The organism is Mesorhizobium sp. M8A.F.Ca.ET.057.01.1.1 (assembly GCF_003952565.1).
GTDB lineage: Bacteria > Pseudomonadota > Alphaproteobacteria > Rhizobiales > Rhizobiaceae > Mesorhizobium.
The window spans coordinates 3291552-3314288 of record NZ_CP034454.1 but is presented as its reverse complement, the minus strand read 5'-3'; the positions used below and the strand labels follow the sequence as shown (position 1 = coordinate 3314288).

Genomic DNA, 22737 nt, shown 5'->3' with positions numbered 1-22737 from the left:
ACGGGAGGCCGGAGCCACCCCGTCGATGGGTGCTATTCCGCAGCGACCGCGTGAGCGATGACCTCATCGGCTGCCGCCGAGTCGTCTTCGTCATCGCCGGCGAGGAATTCGGGCAGGTCAGGTTCCTCGCCCTCATCCGGCTGCGCTGCCTGCGCGTCATCGCCGCTGAGGCGCAGCGGTTCAGGCAGCCAGCCACTATCGGCCAGGAGGCGTTCGGCCTCCTTGGCCATGTCGCCCTTCTTGAGATGGTCGATGAGCTGGGCCGCCTGCTTGCCGGCGCCTTCGCGCACGGCTTCGAGGATGCGGGACTTGGTGACCCGGCCGAGATAATTATCGACCGTCGGCCGCCAGCCCGCGTCCACCATGTCAAGCCCGGTGGCGTGGCACAACCGATCGGCTTCACGCAGGCGCTGATCGAGCCCATGCTGGGAAACGCCGCTGCCATAGGGGTTAGGCCGTTCGAACAGGGCGTTGATCCCATAGCTGACGCAATGCGCCAGCAGTGTGTGCCGACTGGCTTCATCGAGATTGTCGAGCCAAGCCCACAGAGTCTGGTCGTCACCCAGCGGGATGTCGCCCTTCCAAGCCTCATGGCGTTCATCGATCGCCTTGGCCGCGAGGCTGTCTTTCAGGTCGGCGTCCTGCGTCGGCAGGTGGATATGTCGGACGAACGCCTCGACGCAGCCGGTCGCGGAACGCTGACCGAAGGTGTCGAGGACGAGCCTATGCAACAGCGCCGTGATGGCCACATGCTGGTTCTCGGCCACGGCATTGCGCAGCGCCAACGTGCGATGGGCGGTGAGTTCGATGACCAGGCGCTCGGGCAGCGGCTTGATGGCGTCGCCGTCATCTTCATCGGGCTCGGACGCTTGCGCGCCGATGGTGATGGTGGCGCGGCGAACCGAAGGATCGTCCCTGCAATCCTCGCTCTCGGTCGCACCGTCGGGCTCGGCGGCGTCGCCGTCGACCGCTTCCGGCGCTTCGTCCTCGGGGCGCACATATCCGCGATCGACGACGAGGTCGCCGTCGCGGTCGATACTGATGAAGGCACCGGCCCGGCCGATCTCGGCCCGATCGTAGTTCATCGGCCGGCTCTCGAAGGCCTCAAGCGCGGTCTCGATCTGGCCGAGGCGCCGATCGACCTCGTCGGGCAGTTCGTCGGATTCGCCATACTCGGCTTCCAGCCGATCGTACTCCGCGCGCAGGGCATCGCGTTCCGCCCGCTCCGCGTCGGTCAAATCGACGGGGATGCCGGCCAGTGCCCGCAAATCGTGATTATGGCCATAAGGCAGATCGATATCGACCACGATCCACTTCCAGCCCTCCGCCGCGATCTCGTCGGCGATCAACTTCAGCTTGTCGCGGACCAAGCGGTCGAGCAGAGCGGGGTCCTGCAGCCAGCCGCCATTGTCGGCCTCGAACAGGTCGCGCAGCACCACGCCGGCAGCAGCGACATACGCGTCGACACCGACGAACAGCGCCCGTCGATCGCTTGCGCGCACCGTAGTCTCCGTCAGCAGACGCCGGATCTGCTGCGGTTCCTTCGACCAGGAGTTTTCGAGAGCCTCCCAGACCTGTTCCTGACGGGCGTGATCGTCGGTCACGGTAAAGGCCATGAGCTGCTCGAGCTTCATGCCATCCTGCTCGTAAACCTCCTGCAGCTTGGCCGAAACCCTGGCCAGCCTCAGGCGCTGCTGCACGAACGTTGCGGGGACGAAAAAGCGTGCCGCGATCTCCTCATGGCTGGCGCCCTGGTCGTGAAGGGTCTGGAAGGCGCGAAACATGTCGAGCGGATGTAAATCCTCGCGCTGAAAATTCTCGGCAAGCGAATCCTCCTCGATCGGGATCGCGCTGTGAGCATCGCTGACGACGCAGGGAACGGGCTCGGTCTTGATCATGCGCTTCTGCTTGACCAGCAGTTCCAGCGCGCGATAGCGGCGCCCGCCAGCCGGCACCTCAAAGATGCCGGTCTCGTTACCCTCGCCATCCAAAACTGGCCGGACGTTGAGGCTCTGGAGCAGGCCACGCCGTGCAATCGAGGCGGCAAGGTCCTCGATCGTTTCCCCGCGCTTGATGCGCCGGACATTGGACTGGCTCAGCATCAGCTTGTTGAAGGGGATATCACGCGAGGCGTTGAGGGTGATCTTCTGCTTGGGCGTAGCCATGTGGACTATCTCCGCGACGGGCGGCCGAGACTCTCTCAACCTCCAAACCCGTCACAAAGGAAGGCGCAGCCCTCTCACTCTGAGGACTGCGCCGCTCGCGAATCTGAAGGGACACAAGGCTGAAGACACGCTTTGCGCATCTGCGGCTTTGCGCGTTTCAAGCTGAGATCTCACGCGCCATCCCGGCCAGACTGGGTGGCGTGGCAGAGGATGCGTTCGGCATCGCGAATGCTTCCGGACCGGCGGTCGGCTTGTGCCCAGGCCGAAATCGGCAGGTTGGTGGCAAAGAGAATGTCGCGCTCGATGCCCATGCCGAAGGGCAGCCGGACCAACGTCATCTCGAGGAGTGAGAACCTGCCCAACTCGGGATAGCCGAGATCGGCGAGACCGAACATGGTGTCGCCATCAGCATCCAGCTCGGTCGCGAGCCAGGTTCCTTCGCCGAGCGGATTGAAGAACTTCACGACCGGTGCGTGATCGGCGTTGTGCTCGCGGCCATTTGCGAGGAGGCGCTCGCGCAATTCGTCGGTGAGGAGGATCATGCCGCCCTCCTGTCGATCTCGGTCTCATCGACCTCGGCGGAGCCTCCCGTGGCTCCGCTGCCTGGTTGCGGCAGGAAGGCGAGCAGCCAGTCGGCCGCCTTGCTGGCCTGGGAGGCCGCACGAACGATGGCGCGGTTGTCTTCGCGCAGGACCTTGAGCCAGGACGCCAAGTAGTCGGCGTGGCGCACGGTCGGCACGATGCCAAGCGAAGCGCAGCAGAAGGCTGCGTTCATCTCGGCGACGAGTTCCTCGAAAGCATATTTCTTGGTGCCGAAGGCGCCGCCGAGGTCACGGCCAACGCGGGAGGCATGGCCGGTCGCATGGCCGAGTTCGTGCAGGGCGGTGCGGTGCCAGTCGATGGCCTCGAAATAGGCCTGCGGGGGCGGCACCCGCACGTAGTCCTGCGCCGGCACATAATAGGCACTGCTGCCCCCGATGCGGAAATCGATACCTGTCGCCTTGATCAGCGCCTCGACCGCAGGCTCGATCAGTCCGGGTTCCGGTGCAGGCGGAGCCGCGGCCAGATCGTCGGGCAGATTTTCACATTGCGCCACGTTGAATACGATGAAGCGCTTCAGAAACGGTATGGCCTGTGCCGCCTCGCCGGTTTCCCGCGCGCGATGCTTCTCGTCGTCAGGGATGAAGCGGTCAGCATAGACGACGGTGGTCCCGTGTTCGCCCTTGCGGACATGGCCGCCCAGCGATAGCGCCTGGCGGAAAGTCAGCCAGCCCTGGACGGGAAAGCCATGCTCGACGACCGCACCCCACAAGATCAGGACGTTGATCCCTGAATAGGTGCGGCCGGTCGCCGCATTGGCCGGCATGGCGAGGGGCGCTTGCGCCGCAGCCGTGCCCCAGGGCTGCACCCAGGGAAAGCGGCCGGCTTCCAGTTCGGCGATAATCTTGTTGGTGATATCGTCATAGAGACTTGCCCGGTCGGCGCCGGCGTTAGCGACTGGACATCGCGGTTCTCCGCGACGGGCGCCGGAGGCCTCTCCTCCAGCTTTCAACCGTCACGGCAAACCGGTCCGTACTCTCACTCTAGACGGCGTTGCGGAGCCTTCCGCAGAAGGGGACGCTCTCGAATTTGAGGGAAAGGCGGTCCGCGCCAAATCTGCAAATGTCTCTGACCATCTAGTATGCTTATTCCTACCGGACTGCCTGGCGCATGCGGTCGGTAAGCGTTTGCTCGACGTCAAAATAGCCCTCCCAGGCATCGGGCAGCTGAGCCCGCGCGGCGGCGGCGAAAACATCGAAACCGTTGGCGCTTTCGCAGGTGGGCAACTCCTCCCAGCTGACGGGCACCGCGCACGACGCCCCCGCGCGCGCCCGGGTCGACCAGGGACAGATTGCAGTGGAGCCCTGGCCGTTGCGCAGGTAATCGAGAAATACTCGGCCTCTGCGCTTCGCCTTGCTCATGTTGGCCACGAAGCGCGACGGATCTGTGCGGGCCAGTAGTTCGGCGAAGTCTTGGCAGAAGCTCTTGACCTCGTCCCAGTCTGCCACCGGGACGAGCGGCACGACCACGTGAACGCCCTTGCCGCCGGACAGCAACGGCCACGACTGCAGTCCAAGCGCTTCCAGAATGCCCCGAATGTCGACGGCTGCCTGCTTGACGGCAGTGAAGCCCAAGCCCTCGTCGGGGTCGATGTCGAAGACCATGCGGTGCGGGAGACCCGGCTGCTGGCGACGGCTTCCCCAGATGTGGAATTCGAGAACGTTCATCTGGACGCCTGCGATCAGCCCAGCCAGGTCATCGACCCACAAGATGCGGCTTTCCTTACCGGACATTTTCTCCAACTGGCCGTCATGGATCGCCTTGGGCATGCCTGGCAGTCTGTGCTTCTGAAAAAAGGTCTGTTGCAGGTCGCCGTCGGTATCACGCACCAGCGACAGCGGCCGATCCTGGATGTGCGGCAGCATCTTCTCGGCGACCGCGGCGTAGTAGGCGGCGAGTGTGGCCTTGGTCACCTTGGTCCCCGGATACATGACCTTGTCTGGATGCGTCAGCTTGACTCCAAGAGCAGTGGCGATCTCCTTGCCAATTGTCGGATCGAGACTGGCGGAGCCAAGAGTTGCCGCCGTCTTCGGCATTTCCATCATCACCTGGTCGGCTCGCTTGTCTTCGCGCATGCCCTCAAAGCTTGGATGCCGCAAGCTGCCGTCCGGTGTCACTTCAGCATATGTAATCTCGGCAACAAGCTCGGGCTTCACCCATCGGGCACGGCGGGCAATGTCTCTCGGAACGGATGCGAAAGCCGGTTTCTCAACACGGCGTTTCTCGAGCTTCGCGAGGATGTCCTTGCGCATCGGCGCGGTGAACCCTGTGCCGACGCGGCCGCGATAGATGAGCTTGCCATTGTCGTAAGTGCCGAGGATTAGCGAGGCCATGCCATGTCCATTGTCACTTGGACGATACCCGCCGACGACGAATTCCTGTCGCTTCGTGCACTTGATCTTGAGCCAACTCCGGGTGCGGTCGCCGACGTAGGAGCTGTCGGCGCGCTTGGCGATGACGCCTTCGTGGCCGCCCTCGCACATGGCGTCGAACACCCTTTTGCCCTGGTCGACTATGTGGCTGGAGAATTGCAGGCTGTCGTCAGGGTGGCGCGCGCCCAGCAGGGACTCAAGTCGCGCCTTGCGTTCGAGCAGCGGCTGGTTCGACAGATCTTCGCCATCGAATTCGAGCAGATCGAAGGCGTAGAACTTGAGAGGCATACCCGCGGCAATGCCGGTTTTCAGCATGGAGAAGTTCGTGCGGCCCTGGCCGTCGATGGCGACGATCTCACCATCGATCAGCACCGCGCCTTTTGTAAGTCTCTGAAGCGGCGGCAGGATCACCCTGAACTGTCGGGTCCAGTCGTGGCCATTGCGGGTATAGACGACGACGTTCGAGCCGGAGATGGCGACTTGGGCACGATAGCCGTCGAACTTCATCTCGAAGAGCCAATCCCCGCCCACCGGTATGTGGTCTGTCAATGTACAGAGCTGGAAGGACCGAAACCCCGGCAGCGGATATGTAGGGACAGATTCTGAGTCTCTGCGCCGTGTGCGCCTTTTGCTGATGCTGAAGGTGCCGTCTACAGCCGACATGCGGAACTCGGATACATCGTCCGATTCAATACCCTGCCTGGCATTCCGTTCCATGCCCAAGCATTTCGCGCCGGCGACCGTCGGCGCTCTAAGAAAGAACGGCGTATAAGCCGCAATCCTGCGCGCGTCCGTAAAACGGACGATTGCCGCGCGCAGGACGGAGGAAATTCGCCTCCGCCGCGGGCGGTGAACGGGACAGCCGTAGGAGTGTCAGCATAGCGCCGGCCGCAGGACGGGACGCGGGACCGACTGTCCCCGTCCTCGGTGGTCCGCATGTTTTGAGTCGAAGCCGACCGGCTAAGATCGAGCGGATTTCCGGTTCCCGACAGTCCGGCTGCCGACCGTGGACAAAGCGATTCACCAGCTCCAACGCCTAAATTGATCTGAAAGAAATCGATGAGGTTTGCATCCCTTTGACTCCCTTCAATTGCGTGGCAGCATGTGAATTTCCAGCCTGACAGGCCCTCCCCTGTCACAACTTGTGCAGAAGAGCGCTCGCTCGACCGAACTGAACAGAGCGCCTTTTCCGTAGCGTTGGATGAGCCCGGCTGGCTTTACCGTTGCATGGTGCGAACAGGATCTGCACCAGGCCCGCAACACATGCCATTCGCGAAGATCTCCGAGTGCCACATCCAGGCCAGCGTGAACGCTGCCATCGATAATGGCCTGCGGTGGGATCTTGACCTCGCCTGGTGTCAGGATTTTCTCCATCACATGCCGACTGTTGTAGTGGATCAGCAACATTCCCGGCCGGCGCCGGATGGCAGCTTGCCAGGCTGCTTGGCTCACCGAAGAATCCGGGGAACGCGAAATGGTTTCTGACAGAGCCTGCTCGTCGCGATCCCATACCTCGATCCGAAAATTGTCTTCCGCAGTTTTTGCCATAGCTTCGCCGGCCGGCGCGATTGACGCCGAGCCATAGTCCTTTTGCTGCTCTAGATCACCCCGAATTAAGGAACATATTCCTCCCTCGTCAAGGGCATGCTTGACATGTGTTCTCTTTTGTTCGCCGTTGCGGGAAATTGCCAGGTACGGCCCTCCAAGGGCGTAGCTGACCGACGCCATCGGTCATCGATCGTGACTGGCCACACCAGGTTGCTCTTCCGGATGATTTCTACACGGAACGGAACTTCACCTTGATCGTGAAGTTCTGCCAGGAACGAGGACTCAAGGTCCAGACGCCGCGTCCAGGCGATATGCGCTTGAGGGTTTGAACGGATTTTTGCTTATTGGATGGTCAACCGCCTACCTGATCGCTGCAGGCGCCCGCGTCGGGCCATTCAAGGCCGGCGAGCATTTCTGACCGGTCGACGCTCAGACTTGTTCTGAATCAATGAACGCACGGCATTCCGTTGGTAGGGCTTCTCGATGGGGTAGAGAGCTGCCTTTCTGCTCCTTTCGACGAATTGACTATGTGCTGATCCAGCCGCAGACCGGTTTGATCGGGAGGAAGGACATCAGGTTGGAGGATAAGTATGGGCAAAGCTCCATACGGTGACCATGCTAACCGCATCCAGGCGGCGATCGCCTCGGACGCTGCAGCGAAGTCCGCGCTGGTTGCCTCATGGCGACGGTCTTCCAATTTGCATCGGCTCGATCCAGCTGACTGCAGCCCTCCATATTATCTGACTGAGGCCGAATTGGCGCAGGCCCGGCAAAGCATCGAACCGCTCATCAGCGCAGCCCGATCGAGCCTCGACCGTCTTTATCTTGCAGTGGGCGGCGTCGGATGCTGTGTCCTGCTCGCCGATCGTGACGGCGTCCCTGTCGAACGGCGCGGCGCGCCCGTCGACGACGAGACGTTTCACTCCTGGGGTTTATGGACTGGCTCCGTCTGGAATGAGGAAAGCCAGGGCACCAACGGGATCGGTACCTGTCTGGTCGAGCAGCGCGCACTGACAATCCACCGTGACCAGCATTTCCATACACGAAACACGTTGCTCAGTTGCACCACCGCTCCGATCTATGATCATGAGGGCAATCTTGTAGCCGCGCTTGACGTGTCATCCTGCCGGGCAGATCTGACCGAGGCATTCGCCAATCTCATTTCGATGGCTGTGGTCGACGCGGTCCGCCGGATCGAGAGTGAAACCTTCAAGATGGCGTTCCCAAAGGCGCGAATTCTGCTGGCGCCGGTGGCAGACAAAGGCTCCGGCGCGCTTGTCGCCGTTGATGCGGACGATCTGGTTGTCGGCGCGACCCGTTCTGCCCGCCTGGCGCTTGGAATTACCCAGGAGTGTCTCGACAAACCGATGCCCGCCGCCGATCTTCTCGGCTGGGCTGAGAGTGGCTCCAAAGTTCTCGCCGAGGCAGAGCGCGGAGCACTGCAGCGTGCGCTCGCTCGCGCTGACGGAAATGTCTCGGCCGCGGCTCAGGCGCTTGGCATCAGCCGCGCGACGCTTCACCGCAAACTCAATCGCCTGGACGTCCACCGGTCACACTGAACGCCCAAGCTCTCGTGACTGTCGCAATTCTGCGACACATCATACCCGACCGCCGTGACCGGCGCGGTGACAACTACGGGCGGAAACCGCAAGTCTCTTCCCAAGCGTCGCATCCCGCGACGTCCGCTTTGGGAGGAACACATGAACAAGGTTGAATTTTCACGCTCGGTCAAGGCGCCCTTCGACAAGCGCTATGGCAATTTCATCGGCGGCAAATGGGCCGAGCCGCGGTCCGGCCGCTACTTCGAGAACTACTCACCAGTCAACGGTCAGTTGTTGTGCGAAGTCGCACGTTCGGATGCCCAGGACATCGAGGCAGCCCTTGACGCGGCACACGCGGCCAAGGACGCCTGGGCGCGCACCAGCGTGGCTGAGCGTTCGCTCATCCTCAACCGCATCGCCGACCGCATGGAGGAAAACCTCGATCTCCTCGCTTGCGCCGAAACCTGGGACAATGGCAAGCCGATCCGTGAAACGACCGCAGCTGACCTGCCTTTGGCCATCGATCATTTCCGCTATTTCGCTGGCGCGGTGCGTGGCCAGGAAGGCAGCCTCTCCCAGATCGACGACGATACCGTTGCCTATCATTTCCATGAGCCGCTCGGCGTGATCGGCCAGATCATCCCATGGAATTTCCCGCTGCTGATGGCGTGCTGGAAGCTTGCTCCCGCGCTGGCTGCCGGAAACTGCGTCGTGCTGAAGCCGGCCGAGCAGACACCGGCCGCCATCCTGCTCTGGGCCGACCTCATCGGTGATCTTTTGCCGCCAGGCGTGCTCAACATCGTCAACGGCTTTGGCCTCGAGGCCGGCAAGCCGCTCGCCTCGTCGCCGCGCATCGCCAAGATTGCCTTCACCGGCGAGACCACGACAGGCCGGCTCATCATGCAGTATGCCAGCCAGAACCTGATCCCCGTCACGCTTGAGCTGGGCGGCAAGTCACCCAACATCTTCTTCAAGGATGTCGTTGCCGAAGACGACGACTTCTTCGACAAGGCGATCGAGGGCTTCGTCATGTTCGCGCTGAACCAGGGCGAGGTCTGCACCTGCCCGAGCCGCGCGCTCATCCATGAATCGATCTACGACACCTTCATGGAACGCGCCCTTAAGCGCGTCGAGGCGATCGTGCAGGGCGACCCACTCGATCCCGCGACGATGATCGGCGCGCAGGCCTCGTCCGAGCAGTTGGAGAAAATCCTGTCCTACATCGACATCGGCCGGCAAGAAGGAGCCGAGTTGCTGACCGGCGGGGCGCGCAACCTTCTGCCCGGCGATCTGGCGGGCGGCTACTACGTCAAGCCCACGGTTTTCAAGGGTCACAACAAGATGCGCATCTTCCAGGAGGAGATCTTTGGGCCGGTGGTTTCGATCACGACCTTCAAGGATGACGACGAAGCACAAAGCATTGCCAATGATACGCTCTACGGTCTCGGCGCCGGCGTCTGGACGCGCGACGGCAACCGCGCCTACCGTTTCGGCCGGGCAATCCAGGCTGGCCGCGTCTGGACCAATTGCTACCATGCCTACCCCGCGCATGCCGCCTTCGGCGGCTATAAGCAGTCCGGTATCGGCCGTGAGACCCACAAGATGATGCTCGATCACTACCAGCAGACCAAGAACATGCTGGTCAGCTACAGCCCAAAGAAGCTCGGCTTCTTCTGATCGCCTCTTTGGCTCATAGGCGCGGCTTCGACGAGGCTGCGCCTATGAGTCGAAATGGGGAAAGCCAATGCAAGAGAAGGTCACCGCAACGACAGCAGCGCTTAAACTGATCGCGGAGATCGTTGCCGAACATGGCGCGGTGCTGTTCCATCAATCCGGCGGCTGCTGCGATGGCTCCTCGCCGATGTGCTATCCGCAAGCCGGCTTCATCGTCGGCGATCAGGATGTGTTGCTTGGACACATCGGCGGTGCTCCGTTCTACATCGGAGCATCACAGTTCGAGGCTTGGAAGCATACCGATCTCGTTATCGACATGTGCCAGGGCGCGGCGGCATGTTCTCGCTCGACAACGGGCGGGAACAGCGCTTCCTGACGCGGTCGACTATCTGCGTTGTTCCGATGAGGATGTAGGTTTCCCATCTGACTTTCGCAAATGATCCTCAGATCATCTGACCGCAGTAAGACCACATCGGACCTTCAAGACCGGCGCGCATTTTCTGACCGCGGCCGATGCTCAGACCGCGACCGAATGCCTGGCCTTGCCAGTTTCGAAATAGTTGTCGAACTTCGCCGCGACGGTCCTGACGAAGGGGCGGCTTTCCATCGGTACGACAAAGTGGTCACCGTGAAGTTCAAGCAACCGGGCAGGATCAAGAAGGGCGATGGAACTTGCCTTGCCGAGAAGCGCTTGAGCGGATTCGCCAAAGCGCTCAACCAAGTCGATCGCCGAAAAACCGAAATCGCACATCAGCCTCTCGATGACCCAGCCGCGAGCGCGGTCGTCGTTGGAAAGAGCGATCCCGCGGACTGAAGCCAACCCACCGTCGACCACCATGCGGCCATACTCGGCGGTCGATGGCATATTCTGTGCATAGCCTTGGCGAAACTGGCTGATGGACGACGGGCCAAGGCCGATCAAGGTTTCGCAGCGATCCTCGGTGTACCCCTGAAAATTCCGGTGCAAGGTCCCCGCGCGGGCCGCAATCGCCAGCGCGTCGCCAGGTCCGGCGAAGTGGTCGAGCCCGATTGCCTCGTAGCCCTGGTCCACGATCGCCTGCGCGGCCAGTTGCGATTGGGCAAACCGTTCGGCGGGACCGGGCAGCCATGCTTCGTCGATCATCGTCTGATGTTTCTTGAACCACGGTACATGGGCATAGCCAAAAAGCGCGATCCGGTCGGGCTCCAGCGTCAGTGCCTGCGCGACGGTAGAAGCAACGCTCTCCCGGGTTTGGTGCGGCAGGCCGTAGAGCAGGTCCAGATTGACTGATTCGACGCCGCGCGAACGAACGCCGTCCACAACCGTCTTGGTCTGCAGGAAGCTCTGCTCGCGGTTGATTGCCTTCTGCACCTTCGGATCGAAGTCCTGGACGCCGAGGCTCGCCCTTGTCATGCCGATTTCGGCGAGTGCATCGAGGCGGGCATCGTCCATATCGTTGGGTTCGATTTCAACGCTGACCTTGGCGCCGGGAAGAAACGCGAAGCTGTCGCGCAAGACGGTCCCGAGCGCCGCCATATCCTCGGGTTTGAGCATCGTCGGCGAACCGCCGCCGAAATGGACGGCACGTACGCGGCCCTTACCTTCAACAAGACTGGCGACAGTACAAATCTCGGCATGCAGCGAGCGGAGAAAGGCGGTCACCGGCTCGTAGTGGCGTGTCTGCTTGGTATGACACGCACAGAACCAGCAAAGCTTGTCGCAATAGGGTATGTGCAGATAGAGCGAAATCTCGTCACCCTCGTTGAGCGCCTGCAGCCAGCCTCGACACACAGCGGCATCAACGCCTGGATGAAAATGCGGCGCCGTTGGGTAACTCGTGTACCGCGGCACGTTCTCACCAAGTCTGGCAACTAATTCTGGCCGCATGTCGCTATCAACTCCGGGCTGTGTCGCGCGAAATTGCTCATAAGGGGCAACGGCCGCCTTGATTTCGGTCAATGCCCATCGCCAGCGGACAAACTGCCGCAAGGTTTTTTCTTCGCCCGATGCTATATCCCTGGGGAGGACTTTGGTTGCTCGGACGACCACGATGACAGTGCGTCAGGATGTACACAGCGCCGGCATTCCCGTGCTTTGCCAATCGTGCGAAGCGCGGCACCGTGGCGTTTGCGGTGCGCTCGATCCCGACCAGTTGGTGAGCCTCGCCAAGACCTCGTCGAGGCGTTTCGTTGAAGCGGGCGTGGAATTGATTGGCGACGCCCAGGCCGTCGACAGCTATTCGAACGTGCTATCCGGCGTGGTCAAGCTGACAAAGAGCCTTTCAGACGGGCGCCAACAGATTGTCGGGCTTCAATTTGCGCCCGATTTTCTGGGAAGGCCATTCAAGGTGGAAAGCGCGATCAACGCCGAAGCTGCAACCGCAGTCTCCTTATGCTCGTTTCCAAAAGCCGCCATCGAACGGATGATGAAGGAATCGCCGGGGCTGGAGCATCGTCTCTTCAAGCAGACGCTGAAGGAACTCGATGACGCCCGCGACTGGATGGTGACGCTGGGCCGCAAGAGTGCTTCGGAAAAAGTGGCGAGTTTTCTTCTCATGATCGCCAGAAACATCGACCCCGCGCTTGACCCGGCCGCCCAGTCGACAAGTTTCGACCTGCCTTTGACCCGCGCCGACATCGCCGATTTCCTCGGCCTGACTATCGAAACCGTCAGCCGCCAGCTGACTAGGCTGCGATCAGACGGCGTGATCCGGATCGAGAATAACAGGCATGTTACTGTCGAGAGTTTGAATCGGCTGCAGCGCCGCTCCGGCGCTTAGGATCCATCAACGAAGCCCGATCATCGGCAAGACGTGTTCGCGCTCAAAGGCGATGTGCCGGCGCAGGCCTTCGAAGAAGCCGCGCAACATGAATCCAACAGCCTCGGCGTTGTCGATCGTTTTGCCGTGGCCGATCGCAAGCAGGATCTCGGTCGCCTCGCCGGCAAAGCATTCATCTTCCGCATGTTCGGCCCGCAGTCGCCGGGTTGAGGCAAGGTTCGCACTACTTGCGCCCACGGCCTCCTCGTAGGCGGGAAAGATGACCGTCTCTTCATATCGATGAACCTCGCGTAGCAGCGGAATGATCGCGTTGGCCGTGCCAAGGCACCTCAGACGATCGACATTGGGCAACGCATCAGCAATTTTCTCCAAAGCATCGCAGAGTTGCAGCTTTTCCCGGTGCGCGCGCTTCATCACCGCCGCCGGGATCGCTTCTCCGGGTCGATCAGCTGGTGCGGGATTTCCATCGCCCGCTTCCAACAGCGACGATTCCTGCCCTTTGTTCCCGCTCAAAGGCGACCTCCTGTCATTTGCAAACCAACGCTGCCCAATCCGAGAGCACTGAGCTTTGACATGGATCAAGGCGGCGACAACCCGACTGCTGAATTGGTGTCTAGCGGATAGCGTCCGCGCATAGGAATCCGAAGTCGGGGAAATCTCATGAAGTTCGGCACACCAATCTTCGCTTTGGGCCTCTTCACATTTGCGGCGCTGGTGGCCGCCGGCTTCGGCGTAGACGAGCCATTCCGGCAGCATATGTGGGTGCTGTTTTTCGTGCTGCTCGGTTTTATCGCCATCCTGATCCGCAACACGAGCTTCGAAGCAACCGCTCCGATCGATCCATCCGCTTACATGGATGGTCCAATCCGCTACGGCGCGATCGCCACCATGTTCTGGGGTGTCGTCGGCATGCTTGTCGGCGTGGTCATTGCGCTGCAGCTCGCCTACCCAGATCTCAACATCCCGCCCTGGTTCAATTTCGGCCGCTTGCGGCCGTTGCATACGTCAGGCGTTGTCTTTGCTTTCGGCGGCAATGCGCTGCTTTGCACGTCTCTGTACGTCGTACAACGCACCTGCCGCGCCCGCCTTTTCGGCGGCGATCTCGCCTGGTTCGTCTTCTGGGGTTACCAGCTCTTCATCATCATGGCCGCGACTGGGTATCTGCTCGGTATCACCGAGAGCCGCGAATATGCGGAACCCGAATGGTATGTCGACATCTGGCTGACCATCGTCTGGGTCGCCTATCTCATCCTGTTCCTCGGCACGATCCTGAAGCGCAAGGAACCACACATCTATGTCGCCAACTGGTTCTACCTCTCCTTCATCGTGACCATCGCGATGCTGCACGTGGTCAACAATCTGTCCATGCCGGCCTCCTTCCTCGGCTCCAAGAGCTATTCTGCCTTTTCCGGGGTCCAGGACGCCCTGACGCAATGGTGGTACGGCCACAATGCCGTCGGCTTCTTCCTCACGGCCGGCTTCCTCGGCATGATGTATTATTTCGTGCCGAAGCAGGCGAACCGGCCGGTCTATTCCTACCGGCTGTCGATCATCCACTTCTGGGCAATCATCTTCCTTTACATCTGGGCCGGGCCGCATCACCTGCATTACACCGCCCTGCCCGATTGGGCGCAGACGCTCGGCATGGTGTTCTCGATCATGCTGTGGATGCCGTCCTGGGGCGGCATGATCAACGGCCTGATGACGCTGTCAGGCGCCTGGGACAAGCTCCGCACCGACCCGATCATCCGCATGATGGTGATGGCCATCGCCTTTTACGGCATGTCGACCTTCGAGGGTCCGATGATGTCGATCAAGACGGTCAACTCGCTGTCGCACTATACCGACTGGACTATCGGCCATGTCCATTCCGGCGCGCTCGGCTGGGTTGGCATGATCTCGTTCGGCGCGATCTATTACATGGTGCCCAAGCTGTGGAACCGTCAACGGCTCTACTCCCTGAGGCTCGTCACCTGGCACTTCTGGCTGGCGACACTCGGGATCGTCGTCTACGCCGCCGTGATGTGGGTGTCCGGCATCATGCAGGGCCTGATGTGGCGCGAGTACGACGAACAGGGCTTCCTGGTCTACTCCTTCGCCGAAACCGTCGCCGCCATGCACCCATACTATGTCATGCGGGCCATCGGCGGAGCCATGTACCTCTCCGGCGCCCTGCTCATGGCCTGGAACATCACCATGACCATCCTCGGATACCAGCGCGAGGAGCAGCCGATGCCCGGCTCGATTCCCGCCGTTCAGCCTGCCGAATAAGGAGCCAACAATGGGCTTGATGGACAGACACGCGATCATCGAGAAGAACGCCACCCTTCTTCTCGTTGGTTCCCTTCTTGTGGTGACTGTCGGCGGCATCGTCGAGATCGCGCCGCTCTTCTATCTCGACAACACGATCGAGAAAGTGGAAGGCATGCGCCCCTACTCGCCGCTCGAACTTGTCGGGCGCAACATCTATGTGCGTGAGGGTTGCTACCTCTGCCACAGCCAGATGATCAGGCCGTTCCGCGACGAAGTCGAACGCTACGGTCACTATAGCCTGGCTGCCGAGTCGATGTACGACCATCCATTCCAGTGGGGATCTAAGCGCACGGGGCCGGATCTCGCCCGGGTTGGCGACCGCTACTCGAACCTGTGGCATGTGGAACACCTCACGGATCCGCGTTCGGTGGTGCCGGAATCGATCATGCCGCGCTACGGGTTCCTGAAGGACAACCCGATCGAGGTGAAGGATTTCTCGACGCATCTGGTCGCCAACAGGCGCGTCGGCGTCCCCTACAGCGACGACATGATCGCGCATGCCAATGCCGATTTGATGGCGCAGGCAGATCCTAACGCCGACACATCCGGCCTCGAGAAGCGTTACCCGAAAGCCAAGACCGGCGACTTTGATGGCAATCCGCAACAAGTCACCGAAATGGATGCTCTGGTCGCCTATCTGCAGATGCTCGGCACGCTGGTCGATTTCAAGAACTATGACGAAGCCGCCGGCTACCGCTGAGGAGTTTTATCCATGAATTACAACTTGATGCGAGAATTTGCGGACAGCTGGGGCCTTGTTGCAATGGCGCTGTTCTTTGTTGGCGCAATTGCCTTCGCACTCCGCCCCGGCAGCCGCAAGCTGGCCGACGAAGCTGCCCGGATTCCCCTTGAGGACGAGTGATCATGAGCGACGAGCACATCGATGAAATCTCCGGCGTCTCGACCACCGGCCACGAATGGGATGGCATCCGGGAGCTGAACAACCCGCTTCCGCGCTGGTGGGTGGTAACGTTCTACATCACCATCGTCTGGGCGATCGGCTACACCATCGCGTATCCGGCATGGCCTCTGCTGCACTCGGCGACGAAGGGTGTGCTCGGCTATTCCAGCCGCGGCGAGGTCAAGAGCGAGCTGACCGCGGCCGAAGCCGCCAAAGGCAAATATGTCGCGGCGGTACAATCCAAGAGCGTCTCGGAGATAGCCGCGGACGATGCCTTGCGCGAATTCGCAGTCGCTGCAGGTGGCGCCGCATTCAAGGTCAATTGCGTGCAATGTCACGGCTCCGGTGCCCAGGGCTCCAAGGGCTTTCCCAATCTCAACGACGACGACTGGCTTTGGGGCGGCAAGGCCGAGCAGATCCAGCAGACGATCACGCATGGTATCCGCTTTGCGTCCGATCCAGACACGCGCTTGTCGGAAATGCCTGCCTTTGGCGACATCATAACCGCCGACCAGATCGCTCAGGTCAGCGCCTACGTTGCCAGCCTTTCCGGCAAGATCCAGAACGCAAGCCTGATCGGGCCTGGCGCCAAGGTCTTTGCCGAAAATTGCGTCGCGTGTCACGGCGACAACGCAAAAGGCAACAGAGAGCTCGGCGCCCCTGATCTGACCGATGCCATCTGGCTCTACGGGTCCGGCGAGGCAGCCATCGCCGCCCAGGTCCGCGCACCGAAGCAAGGCGTCATGCCGGCCTGGGGCGAGCGCCTGGGCGAGACCAAAGTCAAAGAGCTAGCGGTCTACGTTCATTCGCTTGGCGGCGGAGAATAGGAAGCGGGGACCTATTCTCTCCCCTTCACCGCCCAAGCGGCGAGGCCCGGCTTTGCAGGGCCTCGACTTCCCATTCCAGCAATCCGGTTTGACTTGCATCAACGCGCCTGGCCCTGCCCTGCGGCAAGACTTCCCTAAGCCGGCAGCCCAGGCATGGGCAGATTGCCGGCCGCGTAAGTGGAGACGCATGTGCTGGACAATACCCAGGTAGAACGGCTCGACGCCGAGGCGGTCAACTCCGCCAAGGTGCGCCAGCCAATGTATGCCGCGCGCAAGAAGATTTTCCCCAAGCGGGCCTCGGGCAGCTTTCGCCGGTTCAAATGGCTGGTGATGGCGATCACGCTCGGCATCTACTACCTGACGCCGTGGCTGCGATGGGACCGTGGCCCGTTTGCGCCGGACCAGGCCGTGCTGCTCGATCTCGCCAATCGCCGTTTCTATTTCTTCTTCATCGAGATCTGGCCGCAGGAATTCTATTATGTCGCCGGCCTTCTGGTCATGGCCGGCGTCGGTCTTTTCCTGATCACATCGACTGTCGGTCGCGCCTGGTGCGGCTATGCGTGCCCGCAGACCGTGTGGGTCGATCTGTTCCTGGTCGTCGAGCGGGCCATCGAGGGCGATCGCAATGCGCGCATGAAGCTCGACGCTGGCCCCTGGACCGCGCGCAAGCTCATGCTGCGCGTATCGAAACATGCGATCTGGCTGGTCATAGGCGCAGCGACCGGGGGCGCCTGGATCTTCTATTTCGCCGATGCGCCGACGCTGGTTGGCGAACTCTTCACCGGCACCGCGGCGCCCGCCGCCTACATCACCGTCGCTGTGCTGACGGCGACGACCTATATGTTCGGCGGGCTGATGCGCGAGCAGGTCTGCACCTACATGTGCCCATGGCCGCGCATCCAGGCAGCCATGCTCGACGAGAGTTCCCTCACCGTCACCTACAATGACTGGCGCGGCGAACCGCGCTCGCGTCACGCCAAGAAGGTGCAAGCCGCGGCGCAGTCCGTCGGCGACTGCGTCGATTGCAATGCCTGCGTCGCGGTCTGCCCGATGGGGATCGACATTCGCGACGGCCAGCAGCTCGAATGCATCACTTGCGCGCTTTGCATCGACGCTTGCGACGGCGTCATGGACAAGCTCGGCCGGGAGCGCGGGCTGATCTCCTACGCGACGCTCTCCGATTACAACGCCAACATGATGCTGGCGACCGCGGGCGGCTCCAGTTCAGTCAAACCGTCTTTGATCAGGACCGCTGATGGCCTGTTCTCCGACAAGGTCGCGCATTTCCATATTCGCAAGATCTTTCGACCGCGCACTTACGTCTACATGGCTTTGTGGTCGCTGATCGGCCTCGGCCTGCTCTATTCGCTGCTGACGCGCGACCGGCTCGAAGTCAACGTGCTGCATGACCGCAATCCGCAATTCGTCACGCTGTCCGACAGTTCGATCCGCAACGGCTACACCGTCAAGCTGCTCAACATGATCCCCGAGCCAAGGACGATCGTCGTCACGATTCAAGGCTTGCAAGGCGCGGAGATGAGCGTGGTCGGCGATGACATCCCGGCAGGCCGTTCTTTCGCCATTCCGGTCGAGCCCGATCGCCTGAAGATGCTGAAAGTCTTCGTACGCCAACCAGCAGATCAGATCCACGGCACAGCGCAGACCTTCAAATTCCGTGTCGAGGACAAGGCGAGTTTCGAGTCGGACGAATACACCGCCACTTTCAACGCGCCGGAGACCGCAAGATGAGCGTCGGAACACAAAAACCCCGCGAGTTCACCGGCAGGCACATGCTATTCACCATCCTTGCCTTTTTCGGCGTGGTCATCGCGGTCAATCTGACCATGGCGATGCTCGCCAACACGAGCTGGACCGGGCTCGTCGTCGAGAACACCTATGTGGCGAGCCAGCAATTCAACAAGAAGGCCGAGGAGGGGCGTGCGCAGGCAGCACTTGGCTGGAGCGGCAAACTGACCATCGCATGGGGCGAGGTCCGCTACAGCCTCGCCGATAGCGCCGGCAACCCGGTTCCCTTGCACGGCGTCAAGGTGCTGTTTCGCCATCCCGCCTACGAGAAAGAGGACGAGTCGGTCACGCTCGCCCTCGCCTCCGGCCAGGAATTCGCTGCCCAGCACATGCCGAAGGACGGTGTCTGGATCGTCGAGGTCGATGCCGACGCCAGCCTGGACAAACCCTACCGCGACGTCCGCAGGATCATGATTTCTCATGGAGCGTTGCAATGAGCTGTTGTGCACCAGGCGCTGAAATGGCGCTGGATCTGGGCAGCACCACATCAGTCCTGCCATCCAGCCAAGAGATCAAATTGGCCAGCCGATCGCTTGGCGATGACCTTCGCCAGACCGATCTTTCGGTGCCGGGCGTTCATTGCGCAGCTTGTATCCAGACGATCGAGACGGCGTTGGGAAAGCTCGATCGCGTCGAGAGCGCCCGCGTCAACCTGTCGACGAAACGGGTCTCGGTCCGGTGGCGTGGTGACGAGGTGCCACCGTTCGTCGTCGCACTTTGGCGGCTCGGCTACCAGGCACACCTGTTCGCCCCCGAGGCCGATGAGAGGGACAAGACGCTATCGGAACTGATCCGCGCGGTCGCGGTTGCCGGTTTTGCAGCGGGCAACATCATGCTGCTTTCGGTCTCCGTCTGGTCCGGTGCTGAGGGTGCTACCCGCGACCTGTTTCACTGGGTCTCGGCGCTTATCGCCATTCCTGCACTCGCCTTCGCGGGCGGCATCTTCTTCCGCTCGGCCTGGAATGCGTTGCGCCACGGCCGCATGAACATGGACGTGCCGATCGCGGTCGGGGTGTCGCTTGCCTACGCCATGAGCCTCTACGAGACGGTCAATCATGGCGATCACGCCTATTTCGACGCGTCGGTATCGCTGCTGTTCTTCCTATTGATCGGCCGCACGCTGGATCATGTCATGCGCGAGCGTGCCCGGACCGCCGTGAAAGGCCTGTCGCAGCTGGCGGCGCGTGGCGCCATGGTGCTGCGCAGCAATGGTGCACGCGACTACCTGCCGGTTGGCGAGATCGAGCCAGGCATGCTGCTGCTGATCGCAGCCGGCGAAAGGATCCCCGTCGATGGCAAGATCATACATGGGGCGTCGGATCTTGACTGCTCGCTGGTCTCAGGCGAGAGCACGCCCCGAAGCGTCGCGTCAGGCGAAGCTGTGCAGGCCGGTGTTCTCAATCTCACGGGCCCGCTGACGATCGAGGCCAGCGCCGCCGCGAAGGGTTCGTTCCTGGCGGAAATGGTTCGGCTGATGGAAGCAGCCGAGGGCGGCCGCGCACATTATCGCCGCATCGCCGATCGCGTTTCAGCGCTCTATGCACCGATGGTTCATCTCACCGCCTTCGTGACATTCCTTAGCTGGATGGCTGCGACCGGCGACTGGCACCGGGCGATAACCATTGCTATCGCCGTCCTCATCATCACATGCCCATGCGCTCTCGGCCTGGCCGTGCCGATCGTGCAGGTGGTGGCTGCGCGCCGCCTGTTCGAGAACGGCATCATGGTCAAGGACGGTTCGGCGATGGAGCGCCTGGCAACGATTGATACAGCGGTCTTCGACAAGACCGGAACGCTCACGCTCGGACAGCCCCGGCTGGTCAATGCGGGCTCGATTGATCCGGGCATGCTGGCAATCGCGGCAGACATGGCCGTGCATTCTCGCCATCCGTTTTCAAAGGCCATAGCCGGCCTTGCCGCTCCCGGCGGGCAACACAAATTCGACGCTGTCACCGAGCACCCGGGATTTGGAATTGAAGCTACTGATGCCGAAGGCACCTGGCGGCTAGGTCGACGCGGATGGGCTGGATGGAAGGCTCGGACCGGCGGTGAAGGCAAACATGGCTTTGGCGGAACGGTCCTGACAAAAGATGGGTTCATTGTCGCCACCTTCGATTTCGAGGATGCACCGCGGGCCGACGCCAGGGTGGCGATCGAGCGATTGAACGACGCTGGGGTGTCGGTGCAAATGCTGTCGGGCGACACGGCTGGCGCCTGCGACGAAGTCTCGAAAATGCTGGGCATCGACGACTTCGTTCCGTGTCTGCTGCCGTCCGGCAAGGTCGAATGCATAGAGACCCTGGCGAAAGAGGGACACAAGGTCTTAATGGTCGGCGACGGTCTCAACGACACGCCTGCCCTGAGCGCGGCGCGTGTCTCGATCGCTCCTGCGACCGCCGCCGACATTGGCCGCAATGCGGCCGACTTCGTGTTCCTGCGCGAGAGCCTTCTGGCGGTGCCTCTCGCGTTGGACGTCTCGCGTAAGGCGGGAAGCCTTATCCGCCAGAACATCGCGATCGCGATCGTCTACAATGCCGTCGCCGTGCCGATCGCCATTCTCGGCCATGTCACGCCACTGATCGCGGCAATCGCGATGTCGGCCTCATCGCTGCTGGTCATCGGCAACGCGCTGCGGCTGCAGGGTTCAATGCCAGATTCGCCAGCGGAGAATGCTCGGCGGGACAGGCGTTCCGGCATCAACGAACTGGCTCAATCCACATGACAACCCTTGCCTACCTCATACCTGTGGCCCTCTTTCTCGGTGCGCTTGGACTGGGGGGCTTCCTATGGGCTTTGAAGAGCGGGCAGTACGAAGATCTCGATGGAGCCGCAGAGCGGATCCTTATCGATCGTGAAGATAAATCTGGCAGCTAGCCATGTGCTGGTGACGGCGCTGCTGCAACAGACCGGGCCACGTACCTGTCCATCTCGACTATGACTCGCAAGATCGATTTGTCCGAGGCTCTTGCCCTCCAAAGACTGAACTCCACCAATTTGAGCCAGCGCAAAGAAGCACTGCGTCAGGTCAGATAAGTTCTGCTCATCAGCAACGGTTGAGAGACAGGAGACTTAGATGATCACGCGACGCGAAGCTCTGTTCGGAGCGGCGGTGGGCGCTGCTGCTGTGGCGGCACTGCCCGCATTTTCGGCAATGGCTAAAAAGGCAGACATTCGAGGGCTCGCGCGCGAAAAGGTCGAGCTCGTCGCACCGCCCTTTGTGCATCCGCACGATCAGGTCGCCAAGAGTGGCCCGAAGATCGTTCAGTTCACCATCAGGATCGAGGAAAAGCCGGTCGTCATCGATGCCGACGGCACGACGCTCAATGCGATGACTTACAACGGTTCGATTCCCGGGCCACTGATGGTCGTGCATCAGGACGACTATGTCGAACTGACGCTCATCAATCCCGATACCAACTCTCTTGCCCACAACATCGACTTCCACGCCGCGACCGGGGCGTTGGGCGGCGGCGGTCTCACGCTGATCAATCCTGGCGAACAGGTGACTTTGCGCTTCAAGGCGACGCGGACCGGAACATTCGTCTATCACTGCGCACCCGGCGGCGCGATGATCCCGTGGCATGTCGTCTCCGGGATGAGCGGCGCTATCATGATCCTACCGCGCGATGGGCTCAGGAACGACAAGGGCGAACCGGTCAAATACGACAAGGTCTTCTATATCGGTGAGAGCGACTTCTATATTCCTCGCGACGAGAAGGGCAACTTCAAGAGCTACGAATCGGCCGGCGACGGCTACGATGACATCGTGAAGGTGATGCGTGGGCTGATTCCGACGCATGTGGTCTTCAACGGCAAGTTCGGATCCTTGACCGGCGACAACGCAATGACGGCCAAGGTGGGTGAAACAGTGCTCATCGTTCATTCTCAGGCCAATCGCGATACGCGACCGCATCTCATCGGCGGCCACGGCGACTATGTCTGGGAACAGGGCAAATTCGCCAACCCTCCTGCCAAAGATCTGGAGACCTGGTTCATCCGTGGCGGTTCGGCGGGCTCGGCGCTCTATACCTTTCGGCAGCCGGGAGTCTACGCCTACGTGAATCACAATCTGATCGAAGCCGTGGAACTCGGAGCAACCGCTCACTTCAAGGTCGAGGGCGACTGGAACGACGACCTGATGACGCAGGTCGAAGCGCCCAGACCTGTCGCCATCAACTGAACGGCACTCCTATTGCCCGGACAGTGCCCCTGTCCGGGCATGGACAAAAGA

19 protein-coding genes and 1 pseudogene are annotated in these 22737 nt (G+C 61.3%); 13 read left to right on the top strand and 7 right to left on the bottom strand.

Annotation, left to right across the window (positions count from 1 at the left end; genetic code table 11):
* Positions 1 to 32 precede the first annotated feature (32 nt).
* The 5 genes from EJ077_RS15490 to EJ077_RS15470 all read right to left on the bottom strand — a co-directional run bounded on the left by EJ077_RS15490 (position 33) and on the right by EJ077_RS15470 (position 6865).
* Positions 33 to 2165 (bottom strand): ParB/RepB/Spo0J family partition protein, encoded by a 2133-nt coding sequence (locus EJ077_RS15490; protein WP_208702868.1) that lies wholly within the window; start codon positions 2163 to 2165, stop codon positions 33 to 35.
* Between the two features lie 170 nt (positions 2166 to 2335).
* Entirely contained in the window at positions 2336 to 2707 is a 372-nt protein-coding gene (locus EJ077_RS15485) for a DUF2958 domain-containing protein (protein ID WP_208702867.1), read from the bottom strand.
* Positions 2704 to 3621, bottom strand: coding sequence for an ArdC family protein (locus EJ077_RS15480; protein WP_245458783.1), 918 nt, complete (start codon positions 3619 to 3621; stop codon positions 2704 to 2706). Before EJ077_RS15480 ends, EJ077_RS15485 begins: the two co-directional genes overlap by 4 nt.
* Before the next feature lie 235 nt (positions 3622 to 3856).
* Positions 3857 to 5644: a DNA ligase D gene (gene ligD, locus EJ077_RS15475; RefSeq protein WP_245458759.1), complete on the bottom strand. Its 1788-nt coding sequence runs from the start codon at positions 5642 to 5644 to the stop codon at positions 3857 to 3859.
* A 579-nt stretch (positions 5645 to 6223) separates the two neighbouring features.
* Positions 6224 to 6865, bottom strand: a complete 642-nt coding sequence (locus tag EJ077_RS15470) for a hypothetical protein (RefSeq protein WP_245458758.1) — start codon at positions 6863 to 6865, stop codon at positions 6224 to 6226.
* 410 nt (positions 6866 to 7275) lie between these two features.
* On the opposite strand from EJ077_RS15470, the gene EJ077_RS15465 reads away from it, so the two are divergent.
* The 3 genes and pseudogenes from EJ077_RS15465 (at position 7276) to EJ077_RS15455 (ending at position 10314) form a co-directional block, all read left to right on the top strand.
* Complete coding sequence (locus EJ077_RS15465; protein WP_208702865.1) at positions 7276 to 8244, top strand: GAF domain-containing protein; 969 nt, start codon at positions 7276 to 7278, stop codon at positions 8242 to 8244.
* Positions 8245 to 8385: 141 nt separating this feature from the next.
* The gene (gene adh / locus EJ077_RS15460; RefSeq protein ID WP_208702864.1) at positions 8386 to 9903 is read left to right on the top strand and encodes an aldehyde dehydrogenase; all 1518 of its coding nucleotides are present in this window, start codon (positions 8386 to 8388) and stop codon (positions 9901 to 9903) included.
* A 67-nt stretch (positions 9904 to 9970) separates the two neighbouring features.
* Positions 9971 to 10314, top strand: a pseudogene (locus tag EJ077_RS15455) (DUF779 domain-containing protein).
* Between the two features lie 103 nt (positions 10315 to 10417).
* Here EJ077_RS15455 and hemN read toward each other — a convergent pair.
* Complete coding sequence (gene hemN, locus EJ077_RS15450; protein WP_208703008.1) at positions 10418 to 11767, bottom strand: oxygen-independent coproporphyrinogen III oxidase; 1350 nt, start codon at positions 11765 to 11767, stop codon at positions 10418 to 10420.
* A 163-nt stretch (positions 11768 to 11930) separates the two neighbouring features.
* Between hemN and EJ077_RS15445 the strand changes: the two genes are divergently transcribed.
* Positions 11931 to 12659: a Crp/Fnr family transcriptional regulator gene (locus tag EJ077_RS15445; protein WP_208702863.1), complete on the top strand. Its 729-nt coding sequence runs from the start codon at positions 11931 to 11933 to the stop codon at positions 12657 to 12659.
* A 6-nt stretch (positions 12660 to 12665) separates the two neighbouring features.
* Here EJ077_RS15445 and EJ077_RS15440 read toward each other — a convergent pair whose 3' ends face one another.
* Positions 12666 to 13073 (bottom strand): hemerythrin domain-containing protein, encoded by a 408-nt coding sequence (locus tag EJ077_RS15440; RefSeq protein WP_208703007.1) that lies wholly within the window; start codon positions 13071 to 13073, stop codon positions 12666 to 12668.
* A gap of 246 nt (positions 13074 to 13319) precedes the next feature.
* Between EJ077_RS15440 and ccoN the strand changes: the two genes are divergently transcribed.
* The 9 genes from ccoN (at position 13320) to nirK (ending at position 22686) form a co-directional block, all read left to right on the top strand.
* On the top strand, positions 13320 to 14930 hold the full coding sequence (gene ccoN, locus EJ077_RS15435; protein WP_208702862.1) for a cytochrome-c oxidase, cbb3-type subunit I: 1611 nt from the start codon (positions 13320 to 13322) through the stop codon (positions 14928 to 14930).
* A 10-nt stretch (positions 14931 to 14940) separates the two neighbouring features.
* Positions 14941 to 15672, top strand: coding sequence for a cytochrome-c oxidase, cbb3-type subunit II (gene ccoO, locus EJ077_RS15430; RefSeq protein ID WP_208702861.1), 732 nt, complete (start codon positions 14941 to 14943; stop codon positions 15670 to 15672).
* A gap of 12 nt (positions 15673 to 15684) precedes the next feature.
* Positions 15685 to 15834 (top strand): cbb3-type cytochrome c oxidase subunit 3, encoded by a 150-nt coding sequence (locus tag EJ077_RS15425; protein ID WP_140619244.1) that lies wholly within the window; start codon positions 15685 to 15687, stop codon positions 15832 to 15834.
* 2 nt (positions 15835 to 15836) lie between these two features.
* Entirely contained in the window at positions 15837 to 16700 is an 864-nt protein-coding gene (ccoP, locus tag EJ077_RS15420; RefSeq protein ID WP_208702860.1) for a cytochrome-c oxidase, cbb3-type subunit III, read from the top strand.
* Positions 16701 to 16889: 189 nt separating this feature from the next.
* Positions 16890 to 18449, top strand: coding sequence for a cytochrome c oxidase accessory protein CcoG (gene ccoG, locus EJ077_RS15415; RefSeq protein WP_208702859.1), 1560 nt, complete (start codon positions 16890 to 16892; stop codon positions 18447 to 18449).
* A complete protein-coding gene (locus EJ077_RS15410; RefSeq protein WP_208702858.1) occupies positions 18446 to 18943 on the top strand; it encodes a FixH family protein in 498 nt (165 codons plus the stop codon). Before ccoG ends, EJ077_RS15410 begins: the two co-directional genes overlap by 4 nt.
* Positions 18940 to 21228, top strand: a complete 2289-nt coding sequence (locus tag EJ077_RS15405; RefSeq protein ID WP_208702857.1) for a cation-translocating P-type ATPase — start codon at positions 18940 to 18942, stop codon at positions 21226 to 21228. Before EJ077_RS15410 ends, EJ077_RS15405 begins: the two co-directional genes overlap by 4 nt.
* Positions 21225 to 21380, top strand: a complete 156-nt coding sequence (gene ccoS / locus EJ077_RS15400; protein WP_208702856.1) for a cbb3-type cytochrome oxidase assembly protein CcoS — start codon at positions 21225 to 21227, stop codon at positions 21378 to 21380. Before EJ077_RS15405 ends, ccoS begins: the two co-directional genes overlap by 4 nt.
* 199 nt (positions 21381 to 21579) lie before the next feature.
* Entirely contained in the window at positions 21580 to 22686 is a 1107-nt protein-coding gene (gene nirK, locus EJ077_RS15395) for a copper-containing nitrite reductase (RefSeq protein WP_208702855.1), read from the top strand.
* The last annotated feature ends 51 nt before the right edge of the window (positions 22687 to 22737 follow it).